Genomic DNA, 20,328 nt, shown 5'->3' with positions numbered 1-20,328 from the left:
TTTTACCCATCGTCAGGGTGTTAAACTCTGTTAGTAAAATAGATGAATCTTCAAACCAATAGGAATTATATGTTTCTAATTTTGGAAACTTTATTTATCTTTATGACGTTAACCATGTCAATATTGAATGAGATATTTTGAGACAAAATTTTTGGAAGAAGCGGACGAGTTCATTTCGCAACTAGACTCTAAGACAATCAAGAAAATATTTTACAATATTGACCTTGCTGAACAAACCAACGATCCAAAACTTTTGAAAAAACTTCAAAATGATATTTGGGAGTTTCGAACAAAATACGCTGGGCTTCAAATCAGACTATTAGCGTTTTGGGACAAGACCGATAGTAAGGCAACCTTGGTTGTTGCCACCCACGGACTTATTAAAAAAGTTGACAAAGTTCCGAAGAAGGAAATTGACCGAGCAGTGAGAATTAGAAATGAATATTTTAACAACAGATAGAAAGTAAACAATATGACAACTAGAAAAATAAAAAGTTATTCTCTTGCCGAGATGAAAGACAAGTATATTGGTAAAGATGGGACCAAAGAACGTGACGAATATGAATATGAACTCCGTATGGACGTATTGGGAAAGATGATTAAAGCAGCCAGACAAGAAAGAAATTTGACACAAGAAGAACTAGGGAAACTTGTAGGAGTGCAAAAAGCTCAAATCTCAAAACTTGAAAGCAGCGCTAACAGTGCGACAATTGATACTATTTTGAAAGTGTTTAAAGCATTAAAAGCAGAGATAAATTTTAATGTGAAACTGGAAGACAACTATGTTAATCTTGCTTGACAGAAGAGAAAGCCAAATGCACAACATTTTAAAAGGGCAATAGCGGGTATAGTAAAAAATCATAGGTCCGTGCATTTGATAAACCTTGGTAGTGGCCGACAGCTAATCTTTTTAAAATCCCCCTCTCAGCGTAGTCTAGGCGTCGAGCTAGGTGTAATTTGTAATTGTATCTTTCTATTAGTAAAATTTGTAATTCGATTTTAGTCCAACTGAACAATCAATTCCATAAAATGAATCAAGAAAAATTAGAAGCATTAACAGACCAAGAATTGCTAGCAGAAGCAAAAAAAAGTAAATCCTCAAAGATTTACGATGCAGTCATCATCGGTGTACTAATAGGGGTTGCAATTTACAGCACTGTTATAAATGGATTTGGGCTGTTGACTTTTCTTCCTTTGGTCTATTTGCCGATTGCGGCAAAGAACAAGATCAGAAATTCAGAGTTGCAGAAGCATTTAAAGGGAAAGAATTTAGAATAAACCATTCAGATCCCTTTATCTTCGCCGAAAAATACACTTCGCGATTTGGCCAAATGAAAAATCAGAATTCTTTAGAATATTGTAAAAAGTGTGAACTTGAAATCAGTGGGAATTATTGCATAAGCTGTGGGAATGCCAAAGAATTGCGACGGATTGATGGGAGATATATAGCCAAAGAGGTCAGCGGTGTTCTAAACTTTGATAAGGGAATATTATATACGATCAGGGAATTATTGATCAGACCTGGGGCAGCTGTCAGAAGGTTTATTGCTGAAGATAGAAACCGATTGGTAAAACCGGTGATTTTTATCTTAATCAGTTCATTGATTTATTCGGTTTTAAGAGGATTCTTCCACTTTGAAGATGGATATATCAAATATGATGATTCCAATTTTACAACGGCAACTGTCATTTTTAAATGGTTACAAAATAACTATGGCTATGGGAATTTGATAATGGGGGTATTTATAGCCTTTTGGACTAAGTTACTTTTTAAAAAATATGGCTATAACTTCTATGAAATACTGATTCTTCTATGCTTTGTAATGGGAATAGGGATGATTATTCTGGCTGCGTTTGGAACAATTCAAGGGTTGACTAGTCTTAAGGTTTTAGATTATGGAGGGATGCTTTTTATAGTTTACAGTTGCTGGGCAATTGGGCAATTTTTCGATAAAAAGAGAGTTGCCAACTACTTCAAAGCGCTTTTTTCCTACATATTAGGTTTGATTACATTTATGATTGCGGTATTATTGATAGGTTATTTGATTGATTTGGTGATAAAATAGACATAGTCCTAACAATAGGGGGTTTTAAGGAGTTTGGGTTGGTTTATTTCCTTGCCTTTTCCTCACATAGCTATAAATCCCTCCAACCCCAATAATCAACAGCGTCAATCCAATTCCCCATTGCAGAGGAGTATTCATGGACTGCTTGGCTTCCATATAAGAGCTCGCCGCCACTCCCGCAGCAAATGCGAGTACTGTACGGGAAAGCATTCCGGGGACTCCATATACCAGCACCTTCCATAGTTTGATGTTCAAATTGGCAAACAGGAAGTTGGAAACAGCAAAGGGAACTACCGGAGAGATCCTTACGAAAAAAACCAACGAGCCTTCTTTTTCTTTGCGTGACTCCAATGCAGCATGAAACTTTGGATTCTTTTTAAACAGCTTTTCTGTCAACCCCATATTAGACATTTTGCCCAGCCCATATCCCAAAATAGAAGCGAGTGAGTAGCCTAAAATCAAAAATGGCAAGGAGATCCAGCCAAAATAAAACCCGGAAGCCAAGGCAATCAGGGTGGTTGGAAGAAGTGCAAAACCCATCAGTAAGGCTCCAAAAGTGGTATAAGCAAAGTAATCCATACCTGTTTGAAGCTTGTACGCATCCAGCAAGTTATAATTTGCCGCAAAAATTACGCTTCCTACAAATGGCATAGCGGTGACCCAAAGCCATGCAAAAATTCCGGCAGGATGCGTACCGAAGTACCGACGGATAGTTTTGAATATCCTGCCCTTTTTTGTCATATTTGATTCATCATATGTTGATTCACTGGAAATGTCTGCAAGTTTAACATGCACAGCCTAAAATCACCCCGAAAATCTAAATAGATTTTCTTTTTCCTAAAATCCACATTAATCTAAATCAATTACGAATGAAATTTGGAACAAAAGCCATACACGCCGGCATAGAGCCTGATCCAGCCACTGGGGCAATTATGACTCCGATTTATCAGACTTCCACCTACGTGCAAAAGTCACCTGGTGACCATAAGGGTTACGAATATTCCCGTACCCACAATCCAACACGAACAGCTTTGCAAAATAACTTGGCGGCTTTGGAGAATGGAAAGCATGGGATTTGTTTTTCTTCAGGTCTCGGAGCCATCGATGCAGTGATCAAGCTATTCAATCCAGGCGATGAGATCATCAGTACCAATGACCTTTATGGAGGGACATATCGTCTTTTCACCAAAGTCTATGAGAAATATGGCATCAAATTCAAGTTTGTGCCTATGGCAGATGCGACAAGCATATCAGAGCATATCACCGAAAATACAAGGATGATCTGGGTGGAAACACCTACCAATCCTATGATGAATATCATCGATATTGCTGCGGTGGCAAAGCTAAGTAAAGGCTATAAAATCCTTGTGGCTGTAGATAATACCTTTGCTTCTCCATACCTACAAAATCCGCTCGATCTGGGTGCAGATCTTGTAATGCACTCGGTGACAAAATACCTTGGCGGGCACTCAGACGTAGTGATGGGAGCCTTGGTGGTCAATGATGATGAGTTGGCAGAAAAGCTGGTGTTCATCCAAAATGCTTCAGGCGCAACTCCAGGGCCTCAGGATTGTTTCTTGGTGTTAAGAGGAATCAAAACCCTTCATTTGAGAATGGAGCGCCATTCTCAGAATGGTAAAACCATAGCTGCTTACCTGAAAAATCATCCTAAAGTAGAAAAGGTGTTTTGGCCTGGCTTTGAAGATCATCCTAATCATTTGATCGCCAAAAAGCAGATGCGTGATTTTGGTGGAATGATTTCTTTTACCCTAGTGGGAAATAAAGAGTCTGATGCGAGAAAAGTGATGGAAAACTTCCAGTTGTTTTCGGTTGCAGAATCCCTTGGAGGCGTAGAGTCACTTTGTGGACATCCAGCTTCCATGACGCATGCGAGTATTCCAAAAGAAGAGCGAGAGAAAGTAGGGTTGGTGGATTCGCTTATACGATTGAGTGTAGGGGTGGAAGATGCTGAGGATCTAAAGAACGATCTGGCAAACGCCCTTTCAAAGATTTAAAATTTCAGATCTATTATATTTGAGCCGTTCATGTTTTGTGGACGGCTTTTTTTAATGTCTATCCTAACCATGAAGGACACGGAGGTGAGCACAGAGGACACGGTTTAGAATCAGTGGAAACCATCGCCGCCGTTCGTGTCACACGAATGGCTTTGCTATTGATTGTTATCCTGCTTCTCCAGAAGCTGGATCTGGTTTGAATATTATTTACATTCTTGAAGTCAACTAAATTATTTCCCGCAGATCTTCACAGAAAAAGACGCCGATTTTCGCAGATGTTTTATAATTAGGTTAATTCATCGCCGCCGTTCGTGTCGCACGAATGGTTTTGCTGTTGATTGTTATCCTGCTTCTCCAGAAGCTGGATCTAAGCTGACTTCTGCTTTTCGCAAAGCGCCCCGACTTTGTCATTTTTATACCACATGGGTGAGCTTAAGTTTTATGAAATTTGAATATCATATAACACCTAAAAAAATGGATGCTACTAAAAGAGACAAAATTATTTTCTGGACTGCCACTACCTTAATCTTTCTTTTTGAAGGTGTGATGCCCGCCCTTACTTCTCAAACTGAACTCGCTAAAGAAGGAATTCACCATTTGGGATATCCTGCATATTTTGGACTTACCTTGGTTGTTTTCAAAATCGGAGGGTCTCTTATTATAATGATTCCACAATTACCAAAGGGCCTCAAGGAATGGGCTTATGCAGGATTTACTTTCGATTTTATTTTTGCCTTCATCAGTCACTATGTGGTAGATGGTATGGGGTTCCAGACAATATTTCCTTTGATTATTTTGGCGATTTTGATGGTTTCTTATGTCTATTTCCACAAGCTTAATCCAACTTTAAAAAGCTTTCAATCGATTGGCTAATTGCATTCTAATGGAGCTCAGTTTTTCTTAGCTATTGATTTCTCTTAGAGTTCCCAGATAACTCTGAGCGTTGAGTTGATCCGGTCTGTTAACATTTCAATTAGTTCTGTATCCAGATACTCGTACTCATCTTCTATGTGCAGAACTTCAATTTCAGGTAGTTCCATGTGTCGAAAGGCACCAGTAATTCGTCTGCTTTGACTATCCTCCATTACAAATATTAAATCTGCCCAATCAATATCCCGCTCTTTGATTTGTCGTTCACTTTTGGGACTAAGTCCAACAGAACGAATGCTGAATCTTTGATCGTTTTTAAATATGTGCTCAGCAGTTCTGCTTCTTCGCTTATTGCGTCCACACACTACAAGAATGTTGGGTCTTTCTTTCATGTGTTTATAATTGTTTTTAAATGGTCAGATAGCCTGCCCCGAACTTGATTCGGGAGAATCTCGCATGGCTGATCATCTCGCTGTCTGTAAATTTTTGGTAAATAATCAAATCGAAATTAAGGGTTGCGTTTATATAATCCAGCCCAGAGGATTTGCGTTCTCATTTTTTTGGCTTTTCACCCCCATTCATTTTTAGACCCACTTGCTGAGATTGTAGCATGAGAATCCTATAAATTAAAAATATCAAGAAATTTGTCCCTGTTTGGAAAATCAGCTTCGTCATAGAGTCATATACTTAACCAAAAAAACAGTACTATGAAAAATGCAATCAACTGGTTTGAGATTCCAGCGAAAAATTTCGAAAGAGCTAAATTGTTTTATGAAACAGTGCTCGATGCCAAGATGGAAACCATGTCTATGGAAGAGATGGGTATGACCATGGCGTTCTTTCCCGCCGATTGGGAAAATGGAGTAGGGGGTGGGATTGCTTTCGGCCCAGGTTTAGAGCCATCAGCCACCGGATCTTTGGTTTATTTGAATGGTGGAGATGACCTCACTATTCCGCTTTCACGGGTTGAAGTGGCGGGTGGGAAAATCATCATCCCGAAAACTTCGCTTGGCGAACATGGATTTATGGGGCAGTTCATTGATTCGGAGGGAAATAAAGTTGCTTTCCATTCATCGAAATAATAGAATTGCTTTCGCTTCTTTTTGCTCAGTGAAAAGAAGACTTTGAAATAATTTTTAATAAAACACGACACATTTAAAACCAGAATTATGAAAGATTTTATGATGATTTTTATCGGGGCTGATTACGAGGAGTTGGGATTATCTCCAGAGCAGCTTCAAGAGCGAATGGGGAAATGGTTTGCCTGGGGTGAAAAAATGAAAAGCCAAGGCATCTTGCGCGGTGGCGAAGCATTACACGCTACTGGAAAAAGTATCTCGGGGCCAGATCGTATTGTGACTGATGGGCCCTTTACCGAAAGCAAGGAGATAATCGGAGGTTACTATACTGTAGTGGCAGAAAGTTATGATGAGGTAATCTCCGTTGCGCAGGATTTTCCAGATTATGATTTGGGAGGTACAGTAGAAATCAGAGAAGTAATGAAATTTGAGCAATAGCAGAGAAAATAAATTAGTTGACCATCTTTTCAGACATCAGTATGGAAAGATGGTCGCTATTTTGTCTAAAATCTTCGGCCTACATAATCTGGAACTGATCGAGGATGCCGTTCAAGATACTTTTTTGAAAGCAGCTCTTCACTGGAGAAATGAGTTGCCTGATAATCTTGAAGCTTGGCTTACTCAGGCAGCCAAGCATCGAACCATAGATCTTTTGCGCCAGCAGAATGCCACAAAGGAAAGGCATGAAGGCGTTAATGAAACACCTATTGGTGAAGAGATCAACGATTATTTTTTAGGTCATGAAGTGGCAGATAGCCAGTTGCGAATGATCTTCGTGGCTTGTCACCCTAGTTTTTCACAGGAAGAGCAGATTGCATTTGCATTAAAAGCCATCTCGGGCTTTTCTATGAAAGAGATTGCTGCTGCTCTTCTTCAAAACGAAGAAACCATTAAAAAGCGCTTAGTGCGTGCCCGGAAGAAAATTCAGACGTTAGATATCACGCTTTCATACCCTTCTCCAAATCAAATTCCAATTCGGATCTCGCGTGTGCTCCATATTATTTACCTGATTTTTAATGAGGGTTTTCACTCTACTAAAGCGGATGAATTGATTTCAAAGGATCTTTGCGGAGAAGCGATTCGACTCTGTAAACTATTACTTCAGAAAGAGAAGTTTAGAACTGGAGGTACTTATGCTCTTTTTGCACTTATGTGCTTTCATGCATCTCGCTTGGAATCAAAAATGGGCAATTCCGAAATCATTGACCTCAAGCATCAGGATCGCTCAAAATGGTATTTGCCACTTATCTTACTCGGAAATGATGCATTGCAAAAGTCGGCAGAATTTGACGATCATTGTATTTATCATTTGGAGGCAGCTATTGCTTCTGAGCATGTGCGGGCAGTTCAATTTGAGAATACTAACTGGCAGCGCATACTGAAGTATTACGATGACATGTATCTGATGATGCCCTCGGATCATGTTTTGCTTTCAAAGGCAACCATATTTTTACAACTGGGAAAACTAAAGGAAGCGAAATTAGAACTTGTCAGAATTGCACCTAAGTCGCTAAGCCAACGTAGGTATTTGTTTTATGGCTGCTATGCAGAATATTATGAAAAAGCTGGAGATATTGACAACGCCTTACAGCAAATAAAACTAGCCATTGACTTTTGTTCAAATAGTATGGAAAAAGATTATCTCAGGAAAAAGATGCAGTCTTTAGAAGAGAGATTATAAATTCTCAGTTGAAACGGAGCATTTTCCAAACCCCGCAAGATTCGGGTTTTGCTATTCTATGAATCACGCTACTTTTGGGTTACCTAGCATTTAGAATATGAGCGAGAGCCAGTCCATCAATTACCAGCGTATTGCCGAAGCAATTGCTTATATCCAAACCAATTTCAAAAGCCAGCCCTCTTTAGAGCAAATTGCAGAGCAAGTGCATCTGAGTCCTTTCCATTTTCAGCGCATGTTTAGCGACTGGGCAGGAGTGAGCCCAAAGAAATTCATGCAGTACCTCAGTGTGGAATATGCTAAACAGCTATTACAAGGCAAGGAAGCTACACTCTTTGAAGCTGCACAGGAAACCGGGCTTTCCGGTACCGGGAGGCTTCATGATTTATTTGTGAAAATAGAAGGAATGACCCCGGGGGAATTCAAAAATGGAGGAGAAAATCTCCAGATCAATTACAGTTTTGCTGAAAGCCCATTCGGAGAAATCATTGTAGCCTCTACACCGAAAGGTATTTGTCATTTGGCTTTTTTCACTGATCTAGCCGAAGGAGAAGAGAGAATGAAATCCCGCTTTCCAAATGCTTCTTACCATCAGCTTGTAGATAACATTCAGCAAGAAGCCTTGATTATTTTTCAGCATGATTGGAGCAAACTCAATCAGATCAAATTACACTTGCATGGTACCCCGTTTCAATTGAAAGTCTGGGATGCCCTGCTAAGAATACCGCAAGGGAATCTCACAACATATGGTGCAATAGCTGAGGAAATAGAAAAGCCAAAAGCTTCCCGAGCCATTGGAACTGCAATTGGTAGTAATCCTGTTGCTTTCCTGATTCCATGCCATCGTGTGATTCAATCCAGTGGTAAAATCGGTGGTTACATGTGGGGAAATACCAGAAAATCAGCAATTATAGGTTGGGAAGCAGCCCAACTAACCAGAGAAGGATAACACAACATCATGGATTTATTTAATCAGGGTTCGCTGGAAAATAACAACCTATTGCCCAAGGACGGCATGGTGAATTACTACGGCAAGATTATGCCTACTATCGAGGCATTGAGTTATTTTGATTATTTGTTGAATGAAATTCAATGGAAGAATGATGTAGCTGTTATTTTTGGAAAACGCATAGAAACGAAGCGTAAAGTTGCTTGGTATGCAGAGAATGCTTTTGAATACACCTATTCCAATCACACTAAAACAGCACTGCCTTGGACCAAGGAATTGCTAGAGCTAAAAGAGTTGGTAGAAAAGAAAACAGGAGAGACTTTCAATTCCTGTTTGCTGAATTTATACCACAATGGGAGTGAGGGGATGGCTTGGCATAGCGATGGAGAAAAGGATTTGATAAAAAATGGAGCCATTGCTTCGGTGAGTTTTGGAGCCGAGCGCAAGTTTGCTTTTAAGCATAAAGTTTCGAAGGAGACAGTCTCGCAGGTTTTGGAAAGTGGGAGTTTGCTGGTGATGAAAGGAATTACCCAGACACATTGGATGCATAGGCTTCCGCCTACAAAGCTGGTATCCAAACCGAGAGTCAATTTGACTTTTCGGACGATTGTGCGGTGATAAGTTATCCTGCTTCTCCAGAAGCTGGATTAATTTGAAATTTCCTCCCCATTTTAACCGCGGTGGGCACGGAGAGTTACGCGGAGAGCGCAGTTCAGCGACAAATTCCTAGCAATCTTTACTTCAGTCCTAAGTTATCCTGCTTCTCAAGAAGCTGGATTAATTTGAATTTCATTGCCTCAATGGACGCGGAGTCCCGATAGTCATCGGGAGAAACAGAGCACGCAGTTCAGCGATAATTTTGAGTAACTGGCTGACTTTACATAATAAATCTAACCTTCCCGAGTTTTTGATCTTTTTGAAGTATAGGGTCAAAAAAAGTGAATTCTGTATTTTTCGACGGGCATTTTTCAATTCACACCCTGAAATTTTACCGAGTCTGTATTTTTATTTTTCTTAATCCGAGGATAGCAGTACTTTGATAGGACTATTAAACCCAATAGTATCAGTAGAAATATAAACCATAAACTTTAACCAGGAGATCAATTGAAATCGAGCAAGATGAAAAGAAGAGATTTTATCCACCTTTCCGGAATGGGGCTTGGTGCCCTTGCCACTTCCGGACTTGTAATGATGGGGAATCCGGTCTCAGCAGAGCAATTGCTCGTGCCGGGAATCGATGCCGCCGCCAAGAAAGTCCTTGCTGATATTGCACTCAATTCAGCCATTGCAAAGGGCGCTACCTATACCGATGTTAGAATTGGGAGATACTTGAGACAGAATGTGTTTACCCGCGACAAAAACGTTCAGAATATCTCCAATGGAGAGACTTTTGGCGTTGGAATCCGAGTAATTGCCAATGGAACTTGGGGTTTTTCCTCTACTTCCGATGTTTCCCCAGACGGGATTAAGCAATGTGCAGAAACTGCTGTATCCATAGCAAAAGCAAATTCCAAGCTTCAGAAAGAGCCTGTTGAACTTGCACCGGAGCCGGGACACGGTGAAGTAACTTGGAATACACCAATTAAGAAAAATGCTTTAGAAATACCGGTAAAAGAGAAAATTGAACTTTTGCTCAATGCGAACAATGCTGCAATTGACAATGGAGCTGCTTTTGTCAATTCTGCGCTGTTTATGATCAATGAGCAGAAGTACTTTGCTTCCACAGATGGCTCGTACATCGACCAGGATATCCATAGAATATGGCCTACATTCACCGTTACAGCGGTGAATAAAGAATCTGGAGGATTCCGAACCAGACAGGCGCTTAGCGCACCAATGGGTATGGGATATGAATACATGGATGGCTTGGCTGAGGACAAAATCATGAACCCGGCTGGTTTTAACAGCTACAAAAACACCTACGATATAGTAGAAGATGCCACCAACGCAGCCAAGCATGCTCAGGAGAAAATAGCTGCAAAATCTGTAGTGCCGGGCAAATATGATTTGGTATTGGATCCTGATCACTTGGGATTGACTATTCACGAATCGGTAGGACATCCGCTTGAGTTGGATCGTGTACTTGGATATGAGGCCAATTACGCAGGAACTAGCTTCGCTACGTTGGAAAAGTGGAAATCAGGAGATTTCAAATACGGTTCAGATAAAGTAAATATCGTTGCGGATAAGACTCAGCCTCTTTCCCTTGGGAATACCGGCTATGATGATGAAGGTGTCAAAACAAAAGAATGGGATCTGATCAAAAATGGTGTGCTTGTGAATTATCAGGCTATTCGTGACCAGGTAGGCATATTAGGAGAAAAGGAATCCCATGGATGCTGCTTTGCCGATAACTGGAGCTCGGTTCAATTTCAGCGTATGCCAAACGTTTCTTTGCGTCCAGGCACTGAGAAGCTGAGCCCTGCAGAAATGATTAAGGATGTGGAAAAAGGTATTTACATCTTGGGACGTGGTTCGTATTCCATTGATCAGCAGAGATATAACTTCCAGTTTGGAGGTCAATTATTCTATGAAATCAAAAATGGTGAAATCGCTGGTATGCTTGAGGATGTGGCTTATCAGTCCAATACTCAGGAATTCTGGAATTCTTGTTCCCAGATTTGCGATAAGGATGACTATAGGTTCTTTGGTTCTTTCTTTGACGGGAAAGGGCAGCCATCGCAGATATCATCAGTATCACATGGTAGCTCTACCACCCGTTTCGACGGCGTGAATGTGATCAATACGGGAAGAAATATTTAACCTCAACACCAGCATTATGGCGATTTTAACTAAAGAAGAAGCAAAGCAAATAATAGATAAAGTACTTTCCTACGCTAAAGCGGATGAGACTGAGGTGACAATCTCCGGTGGCAGAACCGGAAATATTCGCTACGCAAGAAATTCGGTGAGCACCAGTGGAGAGACAAATGAAATAGGATTGAGTATTACCTCAGTCTACGGCAAAAAATCCGGCTCATCCACAATCAATGAGCTAGACGATGAATCCCTTAAAAAGGCAGTGGCAAGGGCAGAGGAAATTGCACAGTTGGCACCGGAGAATCCTGAATACATGCCAATGTTAGGTCCGCAGGAGTATGTGGAGAGTAAAACTTTCGTGAGCTCTACTGATGAGATTGATCCTGATCAGCGCGCTCAGATTGCAGCAGATAGCATTGGTCCTAGCAGTGAAAAGGATCTTACTGCAGCTGGATACCTGGAGGATTTTTCGGGTTTCGTGGCACAAGGCAACAGCAAAGGGCTTTTTGGCTACAACAAAAGGACATCTGTAGATTTCTCAATAACAGTGCGAACTCCCGATGGTACAGGATCCGGATACGCTATCAGGGATTTCAATGATGTGAATCTTTTGAATTCTAAAGATGTCACAAACATCGCCATGCAGAAAGCCCAGGCATCACAGAATGCCCAAGCAATAGAGCCAGGCAAATACACAGTAATTCTAGAGCCTACGGCTGCAGGAGACTTGATGGGCTTATTGACTAGAAGTCTGGATGCCCGAAGTGCTGATGAAGGCAGAAGCTTTCTAAGCAAAAAGGGTGGAGGAACCCGACTCGGTGAAAAGCTGTTTGACGAGCGTGTAAATATCTATTCTGATCCATTAAGTCCGCAGATCCCGGGTTCACCATGGGACAATGAAGGATTTCCTCAGAAGCCAATGAAATGGGTAGAAAACGGTGTGGTAACAAACATGTTTTATTCACGCTACTGGGCAGAGAAACAAGGTGTGGAACCTACAGGAAGGCCTAGCGGGATGATTATAGCCGGTGGAGACCAATCGATAGCCGATATGGTAAAGAGTACGGAAAGAGGTGTTTTGGTTACCCGATTCTGGTATATCAGAGCAGTAGATCCTCAAACCTTGCTATACACAGGTTTGACGCGTGACGGAACTTTCTACATAGAAGACGGCCAGATCAAATTTCCGGTGAAAAACTTCCGATTCAATGAAAGTCCTATCATCATGCTGAACAATATCGAATCGCTGGGACAGCAGCAGCGGGTTGGCGGTGATTTGATACCTGCTATGAAAATCCGGGACTTTACGTTCACCAGTTTGTCTGACGCAGTTTAATTAAGTTGACAGTGGTCAGATGACAGTGATCACTGAGACTGAACACTAATCCCTACAATGCAACCTTTCTTCTTTACCAGGATAAAATACAATTCCGGCAATTGGGACACAGATCAGCGCATGCCTGTCAACTTGCTCAATTCCCTTGTGGAATACACAACCATTCCTGTGGACGAAAAGGAAAGAGTAATAGAGCTGAGCAGCAAGGAAATTTTCAAAAGTCCCTTTTGCTACATCAGTGGACATAAGTTGGTGGAATTCTCCTCAGAAGAGCGACAGAATTTCAAGACTTATGTAACTAACGGAGGCTTTGTTTTTGCAGATGATTGCAATCATGACATAGACGGGCTTTTCGCCAAATCCTTTGAGGCCGAAATGGCCAAGACCTTTGGAGAAGATGCACTCCAGAAAATCCCCAATAACCACCCAATATATTCATCCTTCTTTGAGTTCGAAGATGGCCCACCCGCAACCTCCTTTGAACTCAATGGCTGGGGAGATGACCTGATACATGATTACTTAAAAGCTATCATCATAAACGACCGAATAGGAGTGCTTTACAGTAATAAGGATTATGGTTGTGAATGGGATTACGATTTCAGAAACAAACGCTTCTTAAAAATTGATAATACCAAGTTTGGTGTCAACATAGTGGTTTATGCATTAACACAATGATTTTGGAAAACACAGAATTAACAGCATATAAAGAGTTGGTGGCTAAGATTCCCCAGCTTAAAAAAGAAATAGCGAAAGTCATCGTGGGTCAGGAGTCTGTGATCGAGGAGATTATTATCACACTTTTGGCAGGAGGGCATTGCTTGCTTGAAGGTGTTCCTGGTTTGGCAAAGACACTGATGGTAAATTCCCTTTCTCAGGGGATGGAGATGAATTTCAAAAGGATTCAATTCACGCCTGATTTGATGCCGGGAGATATTTTGGGCACAGAGATTTTGGAAGAAGATCACGAGACAGGCAAGAAATTTTTCCAGTTCAACCGAGGTCCGATTTTCGCCAACATGGTTTTGGCAGATGAGATCAACAGAACTCCACCCAAAACCCAAGCTGCACTGCTTGAAGCTATGCAAGAAAAGATAGTGACATACGGTGGACAGCATCATCCACTTCCGTCTCCTTTCTTGATTATTGCTACGCAAAATCCCATTGAGCAGTCTGGAACCTACCCACTGCCAGAAGCGCAACTTGATAGATTTCTGTTGTACATCAAATTAGGATATCCATCTGAGCAAGAGGAACTGGATGTCTTGGAAAAAACTACAGGAACATACAAAGGCAAACCCGACGCAGTTTACTCGGCTACGGATATATTGAACTTACAAAAACTCACTAGGGAGGTCCATATTGATTCTGAATTACTTGTTTACATCAATAAGTTAATTCGAGCTACCCGTCCTGATAATTCAGAAATTCAAGCTGTTATAGATTATGTGGAGTGGGGGGCAGGCACCCGTGCAGGCCAGGCTTTAATTCTTTGTGCTAAAGCAAGGGCATTGGTGAAAGGACGCTATGCGGTCACTCCAGAAGATATCGAGACGCTGGCTTTTCCGGTATTGAGACATAGACTCTCTTTGCACTTTCGTGCGGAAGCTGAGAATATTCAACCGGATGTAGTTATCTCCAAAATTCTAGAAGAAATGCCTATCCATGCAAGCAAGTAATCTGGAAATTATCAAACTCAACAATTTGAAGCTTGCCGCAAGAATTATCAGCGAGCAGCTCAAGAACGGAGTGCACCTCGGCAAGCGCGTGGGGGTAGGTTCTGAGTTTGAGCAGTACAGGTACTATGAACCCGGAGATGATCCCAAGAGGATAGACTGGAAGTACTTCTCCCGCTCAGGCAAGTACATGGTCAAAGAATCACAGACAGAAAGCCATTTGCATATCCGTATGATGCTTGATCTATCGGGATCGATGAATTATGAGGAAAACGGAATCAAACGGCTGGATTACGCTAAAAACCTGATTGCTTCGCTTTCTTATTTGGCACATCAGCAAGGAGACTCATTGAGTTATTTTGCCTGTCAGGATGGGAAAGTGGAGCAGAAGGTAGCAGCCTCACCCAAAGCATTTCAACGCATGCTGTATTATTTACAGGAAGAAACAGCGGCTGGATCTTGGCCGATAGGGAAGCAGGATTTTCCTCTATTGAAAAGCAAGCAGAAAGAATTGATAATTCTAGTTTCCGATTTTTTGCAAAAAGATAATGAGTGGGTGGATATCGTGGAGCAAATGCGTCATCCAAAAAAGGAGATTGTGTTGTTCCAAATTTTGGGAAAGCAGGAAGAGAAGTTTGACCTAAAAGGAAATTTTAGCTTTAAAGATTTGGAGTCAGATCAAACGGTAATTCTGGATCATAAGTCGATAGATAAAAACTATAACCAATCTATAAAAAGCTATTTATCAGAATTTAAACAATCTTTACTTCTACCACAAGTTCACATGTTTCAGGTGGGATTGACAGAGTCCATTTCTGAAGTGATCAGTAAATTTCTGTCCCAAAGATCCTTGTTCTGATGCAGTTTCTTCAGCCTATATTGCTTTGGGGTTTGCTGGGAATCAGCATTCCAATCCTGATCCACCTTTGGCAGGGAACAAAAGGTCAGGTCATCCATTGGGCAGCTATGCATTGGCTTTCCAAGGAGGAAAGTTCCGTTGCTAAAGGTTTCCGTCTGGAGAATATCCTGGTGCTTTTGCTGAGGATTCTTATGCTTGTGCTACTGGTGTTACTGCTAAGTCAGGTGTTTATCCCCATCCTGAATAATACGCCTGAAGAGCACGTCATTCATTTGGTTCAGCCAAATGAACAAGTGGTGGAAGAGTTTAAGTTTGAGCTTCAGCAAGCTCTGGAAAAAGGCGAGAAGGTCTATTGGTCGGATGATAAACTTTTTCCAATTAGTGACTTAGATAATTTAAATACAGATGATAAAGTTAGTAGTATTCAAGCTTCACTTGATCTTATTCCAAGTTACGTTACTGCACTCAATTTTTACATGGCTAATTCCCAAAACGGGTTGAAATCAGATTTTTTCCTTAGCCCACTCAAACCAAATCTCTATTTGGGGAGGGCGGATTTAGCTACCCTTCAAAAGCAACTTATCTCAGTAGAGGGAGGAAAAATGCTTGAAGTTGATCCAAGTGGCTTGGTGGTCCCTAGTTCAGAGGAAAATGAAACAGCAGCTTCAATTAGGTTGGAAAAGGAAGATTTCGGGTACTATCTGGGGGATGTTTCTTCAAGCGAGCGTGAATTCATTATTGCATCTCTGGAAGCAATCAAAGATGTGTATGGATTTGGCTTCAAGGAAAAGGTACAGATGGAGGAAGCAAATTTGATATTTGATAGACAAGTTCCAGTTGATAGTAATGAAGACAAATTCTTCTTTATCTCAGACGACTTCTCTTTTTCTGAACAAGCCAATCTTTTAGTTTTTTCGGAGAAATTGAATTTTGAGCATTCTGAATTGGTGCAGACTGGAAAGCTGCCTGAAGTGATTCTGGAGATGTTTCTGGAGTTTTCGGGTATCGAGAAGAAAGATGTGCCCTTAAGTCACTCTCAGATGGAGAACAGGTTTTTGGTAGAGCATCCCAAGGGAGAGGATAAGAAGGCTAATCTCAATTTGCTTTTATTGGGGCTTTTTGTGCTGTGTTTTGGAGCCGAACGATACTTTGCCAATAAGGAAGGGTTATGAGCAGGATAGCACGTTATATCGCCAAAAGTGAGTTACAATTGCATGTGCAGGCTGGACTGAAATCTTTGCTTGCAGGTCTTTCAGTTGCTGTGTTTGCAAGGATTTTTACATTATCCTTTCCTGTTATCAGTTTGATTGCTCTCCTGGGTTTTATCGTTTCTGGATATGTTTTGGGTTTGTTCCATAGTATGCGATCTCAGGCTATCCAGCTTATGCATCGGCAGTTTCCGAATCTGGAATTCAGTCTGCAACTCCTCGACAAGTCCACCAAGAATATAGCTGAGCAGCTTCAGTGGGAGCGGGTGAACGCTAACTTTCAGGGTGGAGAAATCCAGATGTGGTATAAGAATACCTGGCCTTTTCTGATCGCCTTGCTTCTTACCTCGGGTGTTTACGGGCTATCACTTTTGAGTCTTCCTGAAGAAATGTTACCAACCATTCAGGCCAAATTGGAGAATAAAGTGGAAGGAGTTTCCGTAGGAAATATGCCTGTAGAAATGATCTCTGCATCAGTATCTATCACTCCTCCCTCTTATACAAGACTACCAAAAGTAAATCAATCTTCACTTGAAGTAAATGCTATAATTGGCTCTGATATAGAATGGCTTATTTCATTTTCAAATGCTCAGGATCTCACATTGGAGTTAATCAATTCCAATGGAGATGGGTTACAGTTTACAAAAGAGCAAGATCATTTTGTCCTTCTTGATCGGGTGAAGAGTTCAGGAATTTATTCACTTCGTGCGAGTAAGGATAATGAGCTAGTCTTTGAGTCTGAATTTTTTTCTTTACAGGCTGTCTTGGATACGCCTCCTGTAATTCAACCTTCGGATAAGGAACTGTACACCTATCATTTTACCCATGACCCAAAAATCGTAAATGTGAACGCAAAAGTCTCGGATGACTTTCAGGTTCGGGAAGTATTCTTGGTGGCCACTTTGGCTCGTGGTTCCGGTGAAAATGTGAAGTTTCGGGAGAATAGAATTCCGATTCCAGCCCAGAATTTTAAGTCCAAAAATCTTTTGGTGGAGCTGGATCTGAATTCCCTGGATTTCAAGCATGGAGATGAGCTTTATTACTATTGGGCTGCTATAGATAATAAATCCCCTGAGCCAAACTTTTCGCGAAGTGATACCTATTTCATCAACTATGTGGATTCGGCAGGAATGAGTGAGGAGGAACTGGTAGGAATGGCCATACATGTTATGCCAGCGTATTTCAGAAGCCAGCGACAGATCATCATCGATACCCAAAAACTTTTGGCTGATAAAATGAACCTCACTGAGCAGGAATTCAATATTATTTCCAATGAAATAGGCTACGATCAGAAAATGCTGAGATTACGCTATGGGCAGTATCTAGGAGAGGAATTCGAGGAAAATGCTGGGGGTGGACAAGTAGCGGACAGCGAGAATTTGTTAGAGGGATATGAGCATAGGCATGATGAGGAGCATGAGGCAGGAATCACTGCAAACGTACTTATACCTTCTCAAGCTCTTGAATCCCATAATGAGGCTGAGTCACATGCTTCGGATGATTATGGTGGATTGGGAGGCTTATTGGACTCGTACCTGCATAATCATGAGGACGGGGAAGCCAACACTTATTTTGAAGAATCTACAAAAAGCACTCTTAAATTAGCTTTGGATCAGATGTGGCAATCGGAATTGCAGTTAAGACTTTTTGAGCCTGCTCAAGCTTTGCCTTATCAGGAAAAGGCGCTGGAATATTTGAAAACTGTTCAGCAGAAATCTAGAGTTTATGTGAAACGTACAGGTTTTGATCCGCCTCCGATCAAGGAGGAGGAAAAGCGATTGACGGGTGATCTGGACGATCTGAAAAATCAAATTGAAGTTGATCAACTTGAGCTGACCAATCGCTTGGCACCACTCGCCGCGGAAGTCTTAGGAATGCTTCCCAAACAACAGCTTTCGGATCTTGACAAAGCCGCTGTACAGAAACTGGGTGAAATTTGGACTTCTAGGATGAACTATTCAGGAATGGAGGATTGGTCTATTTTGGTAAGACTTCAGGAGTTGAATGCAGGAAAAATAGACGAAGATGGAAAGAAGGAATTATTCCAAAAACTGTATCCTCTGATAGCCCAAAGTGAAGGTGTGAATGCATCTTTTCTCAAACAGAAAGAACTCGAAAAAGCCTTTTGGAGCAAGTTGCAATGATTCAATTCGAACCTTTGATATCCTGGACATGGGCCTGGTTGTTTGTCGGGGCAATTATTGTCATTTTTTGCTTTCAGCTTTTATGGATTCTAAAGTCCAATCATAAAGCTTGGAGAAAAGCAGTCAAGATCTCATTGAATGTACTTTTTGCCCTAGTGCTGATCACATACATGTTTCAGCCAATTTGGATCTCCAATCGTCCTGCGGAAGCGGTATTGGTTCATTCGGCAGCTATCACAAAAGATAAACTCCGCTACTGGAAGGATAGTCTGGAGATAAAAAAGTCTGTGGCCATCACTGATTATAAAAGTCTGGGAAACCCTATCTATCTCCTAGGGTCGGATTTCACCCAGAGAGATTTACTAAAATTCACAGCCAAGGATGTTAGATGGATTGTGGATATTGAATATGGTTCAATTATATTTTTGGATTGGAAGGGAATGCTGCGTGAGGGTGAGTTGCAAGCAGTAAACGGCAGAATTGAAACCAGCGATTCGTTAAGAATTATTCTAACTCAACAAGGAGAAACGCTGGCTGAAACAATTGCAGACCCAAGTTCTGGTACTTTTAGCTTAAGATTCCCCGCGAAAGTTGTGGGAAGAAATGAGTTGAGTTTGATGGTGAATGATAGCTTAGTCGGCCATGTGAATTTCTTTGCGCAAGCTGCTAGACCCATTCAATACAGTTTGCAATTTGCTTTTCCTGATGCTGAAATCAGGATGTTGAGACAGTTTTTGATTAACTCAGGCGAACAGGTAAATGAGCGGATTGATATCTCAAAAAACTCAATTATCCGTTCAGGAAATTCGGAATCAGATTCACTTCAATTTCTGATCATTGATCCGGAGCAGCTTTCCAAAAAGTCAACCCAGGATGCGGTCGATAATGGAGCCTCAGTTTTGGTAATTAATTTGGGAGAGGTAGGGAATGATATCCCTGCAATTAATAAGGCATTTGGAACCAACTTTAAAACTAAGCGAATCACAACCCAAGAGAGCAGGGAAATTGAAGGAGGGCTCGAAGCATTGTCCTATGCGATAGAGAACGCTATTGCACAGAAATCATCCTTTGACCAAGCTTTTGCAATGCAGCAAGTTGGTAATGGTAAAATTGGTGTGAGTTTGCTGGGCAAGACTTTTCCACTCAAATTGGGCGGTGATAGTTTGAGGTATCAGGAGATTTGGCAGGAAATCTTAGGAGCTATGCTTCCTCAGGAATCTGGTTCTATTGAATTTCAACAGCCTGCGTTTGAAGGAATGCAAGCTGAAATTCAAGTGAATCAAGTGAACTTCACAGAGGACTTTATAATTATTGACTCTGATTCAGTTTTTCTTCAACCTTCACTTGTCAACCCCTTTTCTAGAATAGGAAAGTTTGTAAATCTGGATTCGGGATGGGTTTCAGTGGCAGATAGTTTAGAATTCTACAGCTATGTTGCTGATAAATGGCCAAGTTTGAGGGCTAAGAAATTACGGGCTGATTTTTTACGCAGTTATTCTAAGAAGGAAATTTTTTCCTCTGATTCTGTAGCAAAGGGCAAGATTTCCGATTGGGTATGGCTTGGATTATTTCTATTGATTTTGGGGATGATATGGCTGGAACCTAAGGCTTTGAAATGAGATTATAGTCACTATTTCTTGAGGTGTGACTGTAGTTTAAAAACTTTTTTTCTCCAATTTGTATCTCAAGCG

The 20,328-nt window shown here is 41.1% G+C and carries 21 protein-coding genes; 19 read left to right on the top strand and 2 right to left on the bottom strand.

The features are described 5' to 3' along the window. Positions 1-127 precede the first annotated feature (127 nt). The 4 genes from SYJ56_RS21775 (at position 128) to SYJ56_RS21760 (ending at position 2,066) form a co-directional block, all read left to right on the top strand. A complete protein-coding gene (locus SYJ56_RS21775; protein WP_323837889.1) occupies positions 128-460 on the top strand; it encodes a type II toxin-antitoxin system RelE/ParE family toxin in 333 nt (110 codons plus the stop codon). A gap of 12 nt (positions 461-472) precedes the next feature. Further along, positions 473-799 carry a helix-turn-helix domain-containing protein gene (locus tag SYJ56_RS21770; protein WP_323837887.1) on the top strand — a complete coding sequence of 109 codons (327 nt, stop codon included), beginning with the start codon at positions 473-475 and terminating at the stop codon, positions 797-799. Positions 800-1,029: 230 nt separating this feature from the next. Continuing rightward, the gene (locus tag SYJ56_RS21765) at positions 1,030-1,278 is read left to right on the top strand and encodes an FUSC family protein (RefSeq protein ID WP_323837885.1); all 249 of its coding nucleotides are present in this window, start codon (positions 1,030-1,032) and stop codon (positions 1,276-1,278) included. A gap of 53 nt (positions 1,279-1,331) precedes the next feature. Further along, a complete protein-coding gene (locus tag SYJ56_RS21760; protein WP_323837883.1) occupies positions 1,332-2,066 on the top strand; it encodes a DUF3667 domain-containing protein in 735 nt (244 codons plus the stop codon). A gap of 24 nt (positions 2,067-2,090) precedes the next feature. Here SYJ56_RS21760 and SYJ56_RS21755 read toward each other — a convergent pair whose 3' ends face one another. Next, a complete protein-coding gene (locus tag SYJ56_RS21755) occupies positions 2,091-2,807 on the bottom strand; it encodes a TVP38/TMEM64 family protein (protein ID WP_323837881.1) in 717 nt (238 codons plus the stop codon). A gap of 128 nt (positions 2,808-2,935) precedes the next feature. Here SYJ56_RS21755 and SYJ56_RS21750 point away from each other — a divergent pair, with 128 nt between their 5' ends. Together SYJ56_RS21750 and SYJ56_RS21745 are read left to right on the top strand one after the other, a co-directional pair. Further along, positions 2,936-4,081 carry a cystathionine gamma-synthase gene (locus tag SYJ56_RS21750; RefSeq protein ID WP_323837879.1) on the top strand — a complete coding sequence of 382 codons (1,146 nt, stop codon included), beginning with the start codon at positions 2,936-2,938 and terminating at the stop codon, positions 4,079-4,081. Positions 4,082-4,555: 474 nt separating this feature from the next. After that, complete coding sequence (locus SYJ56_RS21745; protein ID WP_323837877.1) at positions 4,556-4,954, top strand: DoxX family protein; 399 nt, start codon at positions 4,556-4,558, stop codon at positions 4,952-4,954. Positions 4,955-4,998: 44 nt separating this feature from the next. Here SYJ56_RS21745 and SYJ56_RS21740 read toward each other — a convergent pair whose 3' ends face one another. Beyond that, on the bottom strand, positions 4,999-5,343 hold the full coding sequence (locus tag SYJ56_RS21740) for a protein-tyrosine-phosphatase (RefSeq protein ID WP_323837875.1): 345 nt from the start codon (positions 5,341-5,343) through the stop codon (positions 4,999-5,001). Between the two features lie 315 nt (positions 5,344-5,658). On the opposite strand from SYJ56_RS21740, the gene SYJ56_RS21735 reads away from it, so the two are divergent. The 13 genes from SYJ56_RS21735 to SYJ56_RS21675 all read left to right on the top strand — a co-directional run bounded on the left by SYJ56_RS21735 (position 5,659) and on the right by SYJ56_RS21675 (position 20,256). Beyond that, entirely contained in the window at positions 5,659-6,033 is a 375-nt protein-coding gene (locus tag SYJ56_RS21735; RefSeq protein ID WP_323837873.1) for a VOC family protein, read from the top strand. 87 nt (positions 6,034-6,120) lie between these two features. Beyond that, positions 6,121-6,468: a YciI family protein gene (locus tag SYJ56_RS21730; protein WP_323837871.1), complete on the top strand. Its 348-nt coding sequence runs from the start codon at positions 6,121-6,123 to the stop codon at positions 6,466-6,468. Further along, entirely contained in the window at positions 6,458-7,711 is a 1,254-nt protein-coding gene (locus tag SYJ56_RS21725; RefSeq protein ID WP_323837870.1) for an RNA polymerase sigma factor, read from the top strand. Before SYJ56_RS21730 ends, SYJ56_RS21725 begins: the two co-directional genes overlap by 11 nt. 97 nt (positions 7,712-7,808) lie before the next feature. Beyond that, complete coding sequence (locus SYJ56_RS21720; protein ID WP_323837868.1) at positions 7,809-8,657, top strand: methylated-DNA--[protein]-cysteine S-methyltransferase; 849 nt, start codon at positions 7,809-7,811, stop codon at positions 8,655-8,657. 9 nt (positions 8,658-8,666) lie between these two features. Beyond that, complete coding sequence (locus tag SYJ56_RS21715) at positions 8,667-9,275, top strand: alpha-ketoglutarate-dependent dioxygenase AlkB family protein (protein ID WP_323837865.1); 609 nt, start codon at positions 8,667-8,669, stop codon at positions 9,273-9,275. 501 nt (positions 9,276-9,776) lie between these two features. Then, positions 9,777-11,420, top strand: coding sequence for a TldD/PmbA family protein (locus tag SYJ56_RS21710; protein ID WP_323837864.1), 1,644 nt, complete (start codon positions 9,777-9,779; stop codon positions 11,418-11,420). A gap of 16 nt (positions 11,421-11,436) precedes the next feature. Further along, entirely contained in the window at positions 11,437-12,753 is a 1,317-nt protein-coding gene (locus SYJ56_RS21705; protein WP_323837862.1) for a TldD/PmbA family protein, read from the top strand. Positions 12,754-12,810: 57 nt separating this feature from the next. Next, the gene (locus tag SYJ56_RS21700; protein ID WP_323837860.1) at positions 12,811-13,428 is read left to right on the top strand and encodes a DUF4159 domain-containing protein; all 618 of its coding nucleotides are present in this window, start codon (positions 12,811-12,813) and stop codon (positions 13,426-13,428) included. Between the two features lie 2 nt (positions 13,429-13,430). Beyond that, on the top strand, positions 13,431-14,429 hold the full coding sequence (locus SYJ56_RS21695) for an AAA family ATPase (protein WP_323837858.1): 999 nt from the start codon (positions 13,431-13,433) through the stop codon (positions 14,427-14,429). Continuing rightward, a complete protein-coding gene (locus SYJ56_RS21690; protein WP_323837856.1) occupies positions 14,416-15,285 on the top strand; it encodes a DUF58 domain-containing protein in 870 nt (289 codons plus the stop codon). The genes SYJ56_RS21695 and SYJ56_RS21690 overlap by 14 nt, the downstream gene beginning before the upstream one ends. Next, positions 15,285-16,457, top strand: a complete 1,173-nt coding sequence (locus tag SYJ56_RS21685) for a BatA domain-containing protein (RefSeq protein WP_323837854.1) — start codon at positions 15,285-15,287, stop codon at positions 16,455-16,457. The genes SYJ56_RS21690 and SYJ56_RS21685 overlap by 1 nt, the downstream gene beginning before the upstream one ends. Continuing rightward, positions 16,454-18,637, top strand: coding sequence for a hypothetical protein (locus tag SYJ56_RS21680; protein ID WP_323837852.1), 2,184 nt, complete (start codon positions 16,454-16,456; stop codon positions 18,635-18,637). The genes SYJ56_RS21685 and SYJ56_RS21680 overlap by 4 nt, the downstream gene beginning before the upstream one ends. Then, positions 18,634-20,256: a hypothetical protein gene (locus SYJ56_RS21675; protein WP_323837850.1), complete on the top strand. Its 1,623-nt coding sequence runs from the start codon at positions 18,634-18,636 to the stop codon at positions 20,254-20,256. Before SYJ56_RS21680 ends, SYJ56_RS21675 begins: the two co-directional genes overlap by 4 nt. Positions 20,257-20,328 lie beyond the last annotated feature (72 nt).

The organism is Algoriphagus aurantiacus (genome assembly GCF_035156405.1).
In the GTDB taxonomy this organism is placed as follows: Bacteria; Bacteroidota; Bacteroidia; order Cytophagales; family Cyclobacteriaceae; genus Algoriphagus; species Algoriphagus aurantiacus.
Note: the sequence above shows the minus strand (reverse complement) of the source record. Positions and strands in the feature narration are given on the sequence as shown.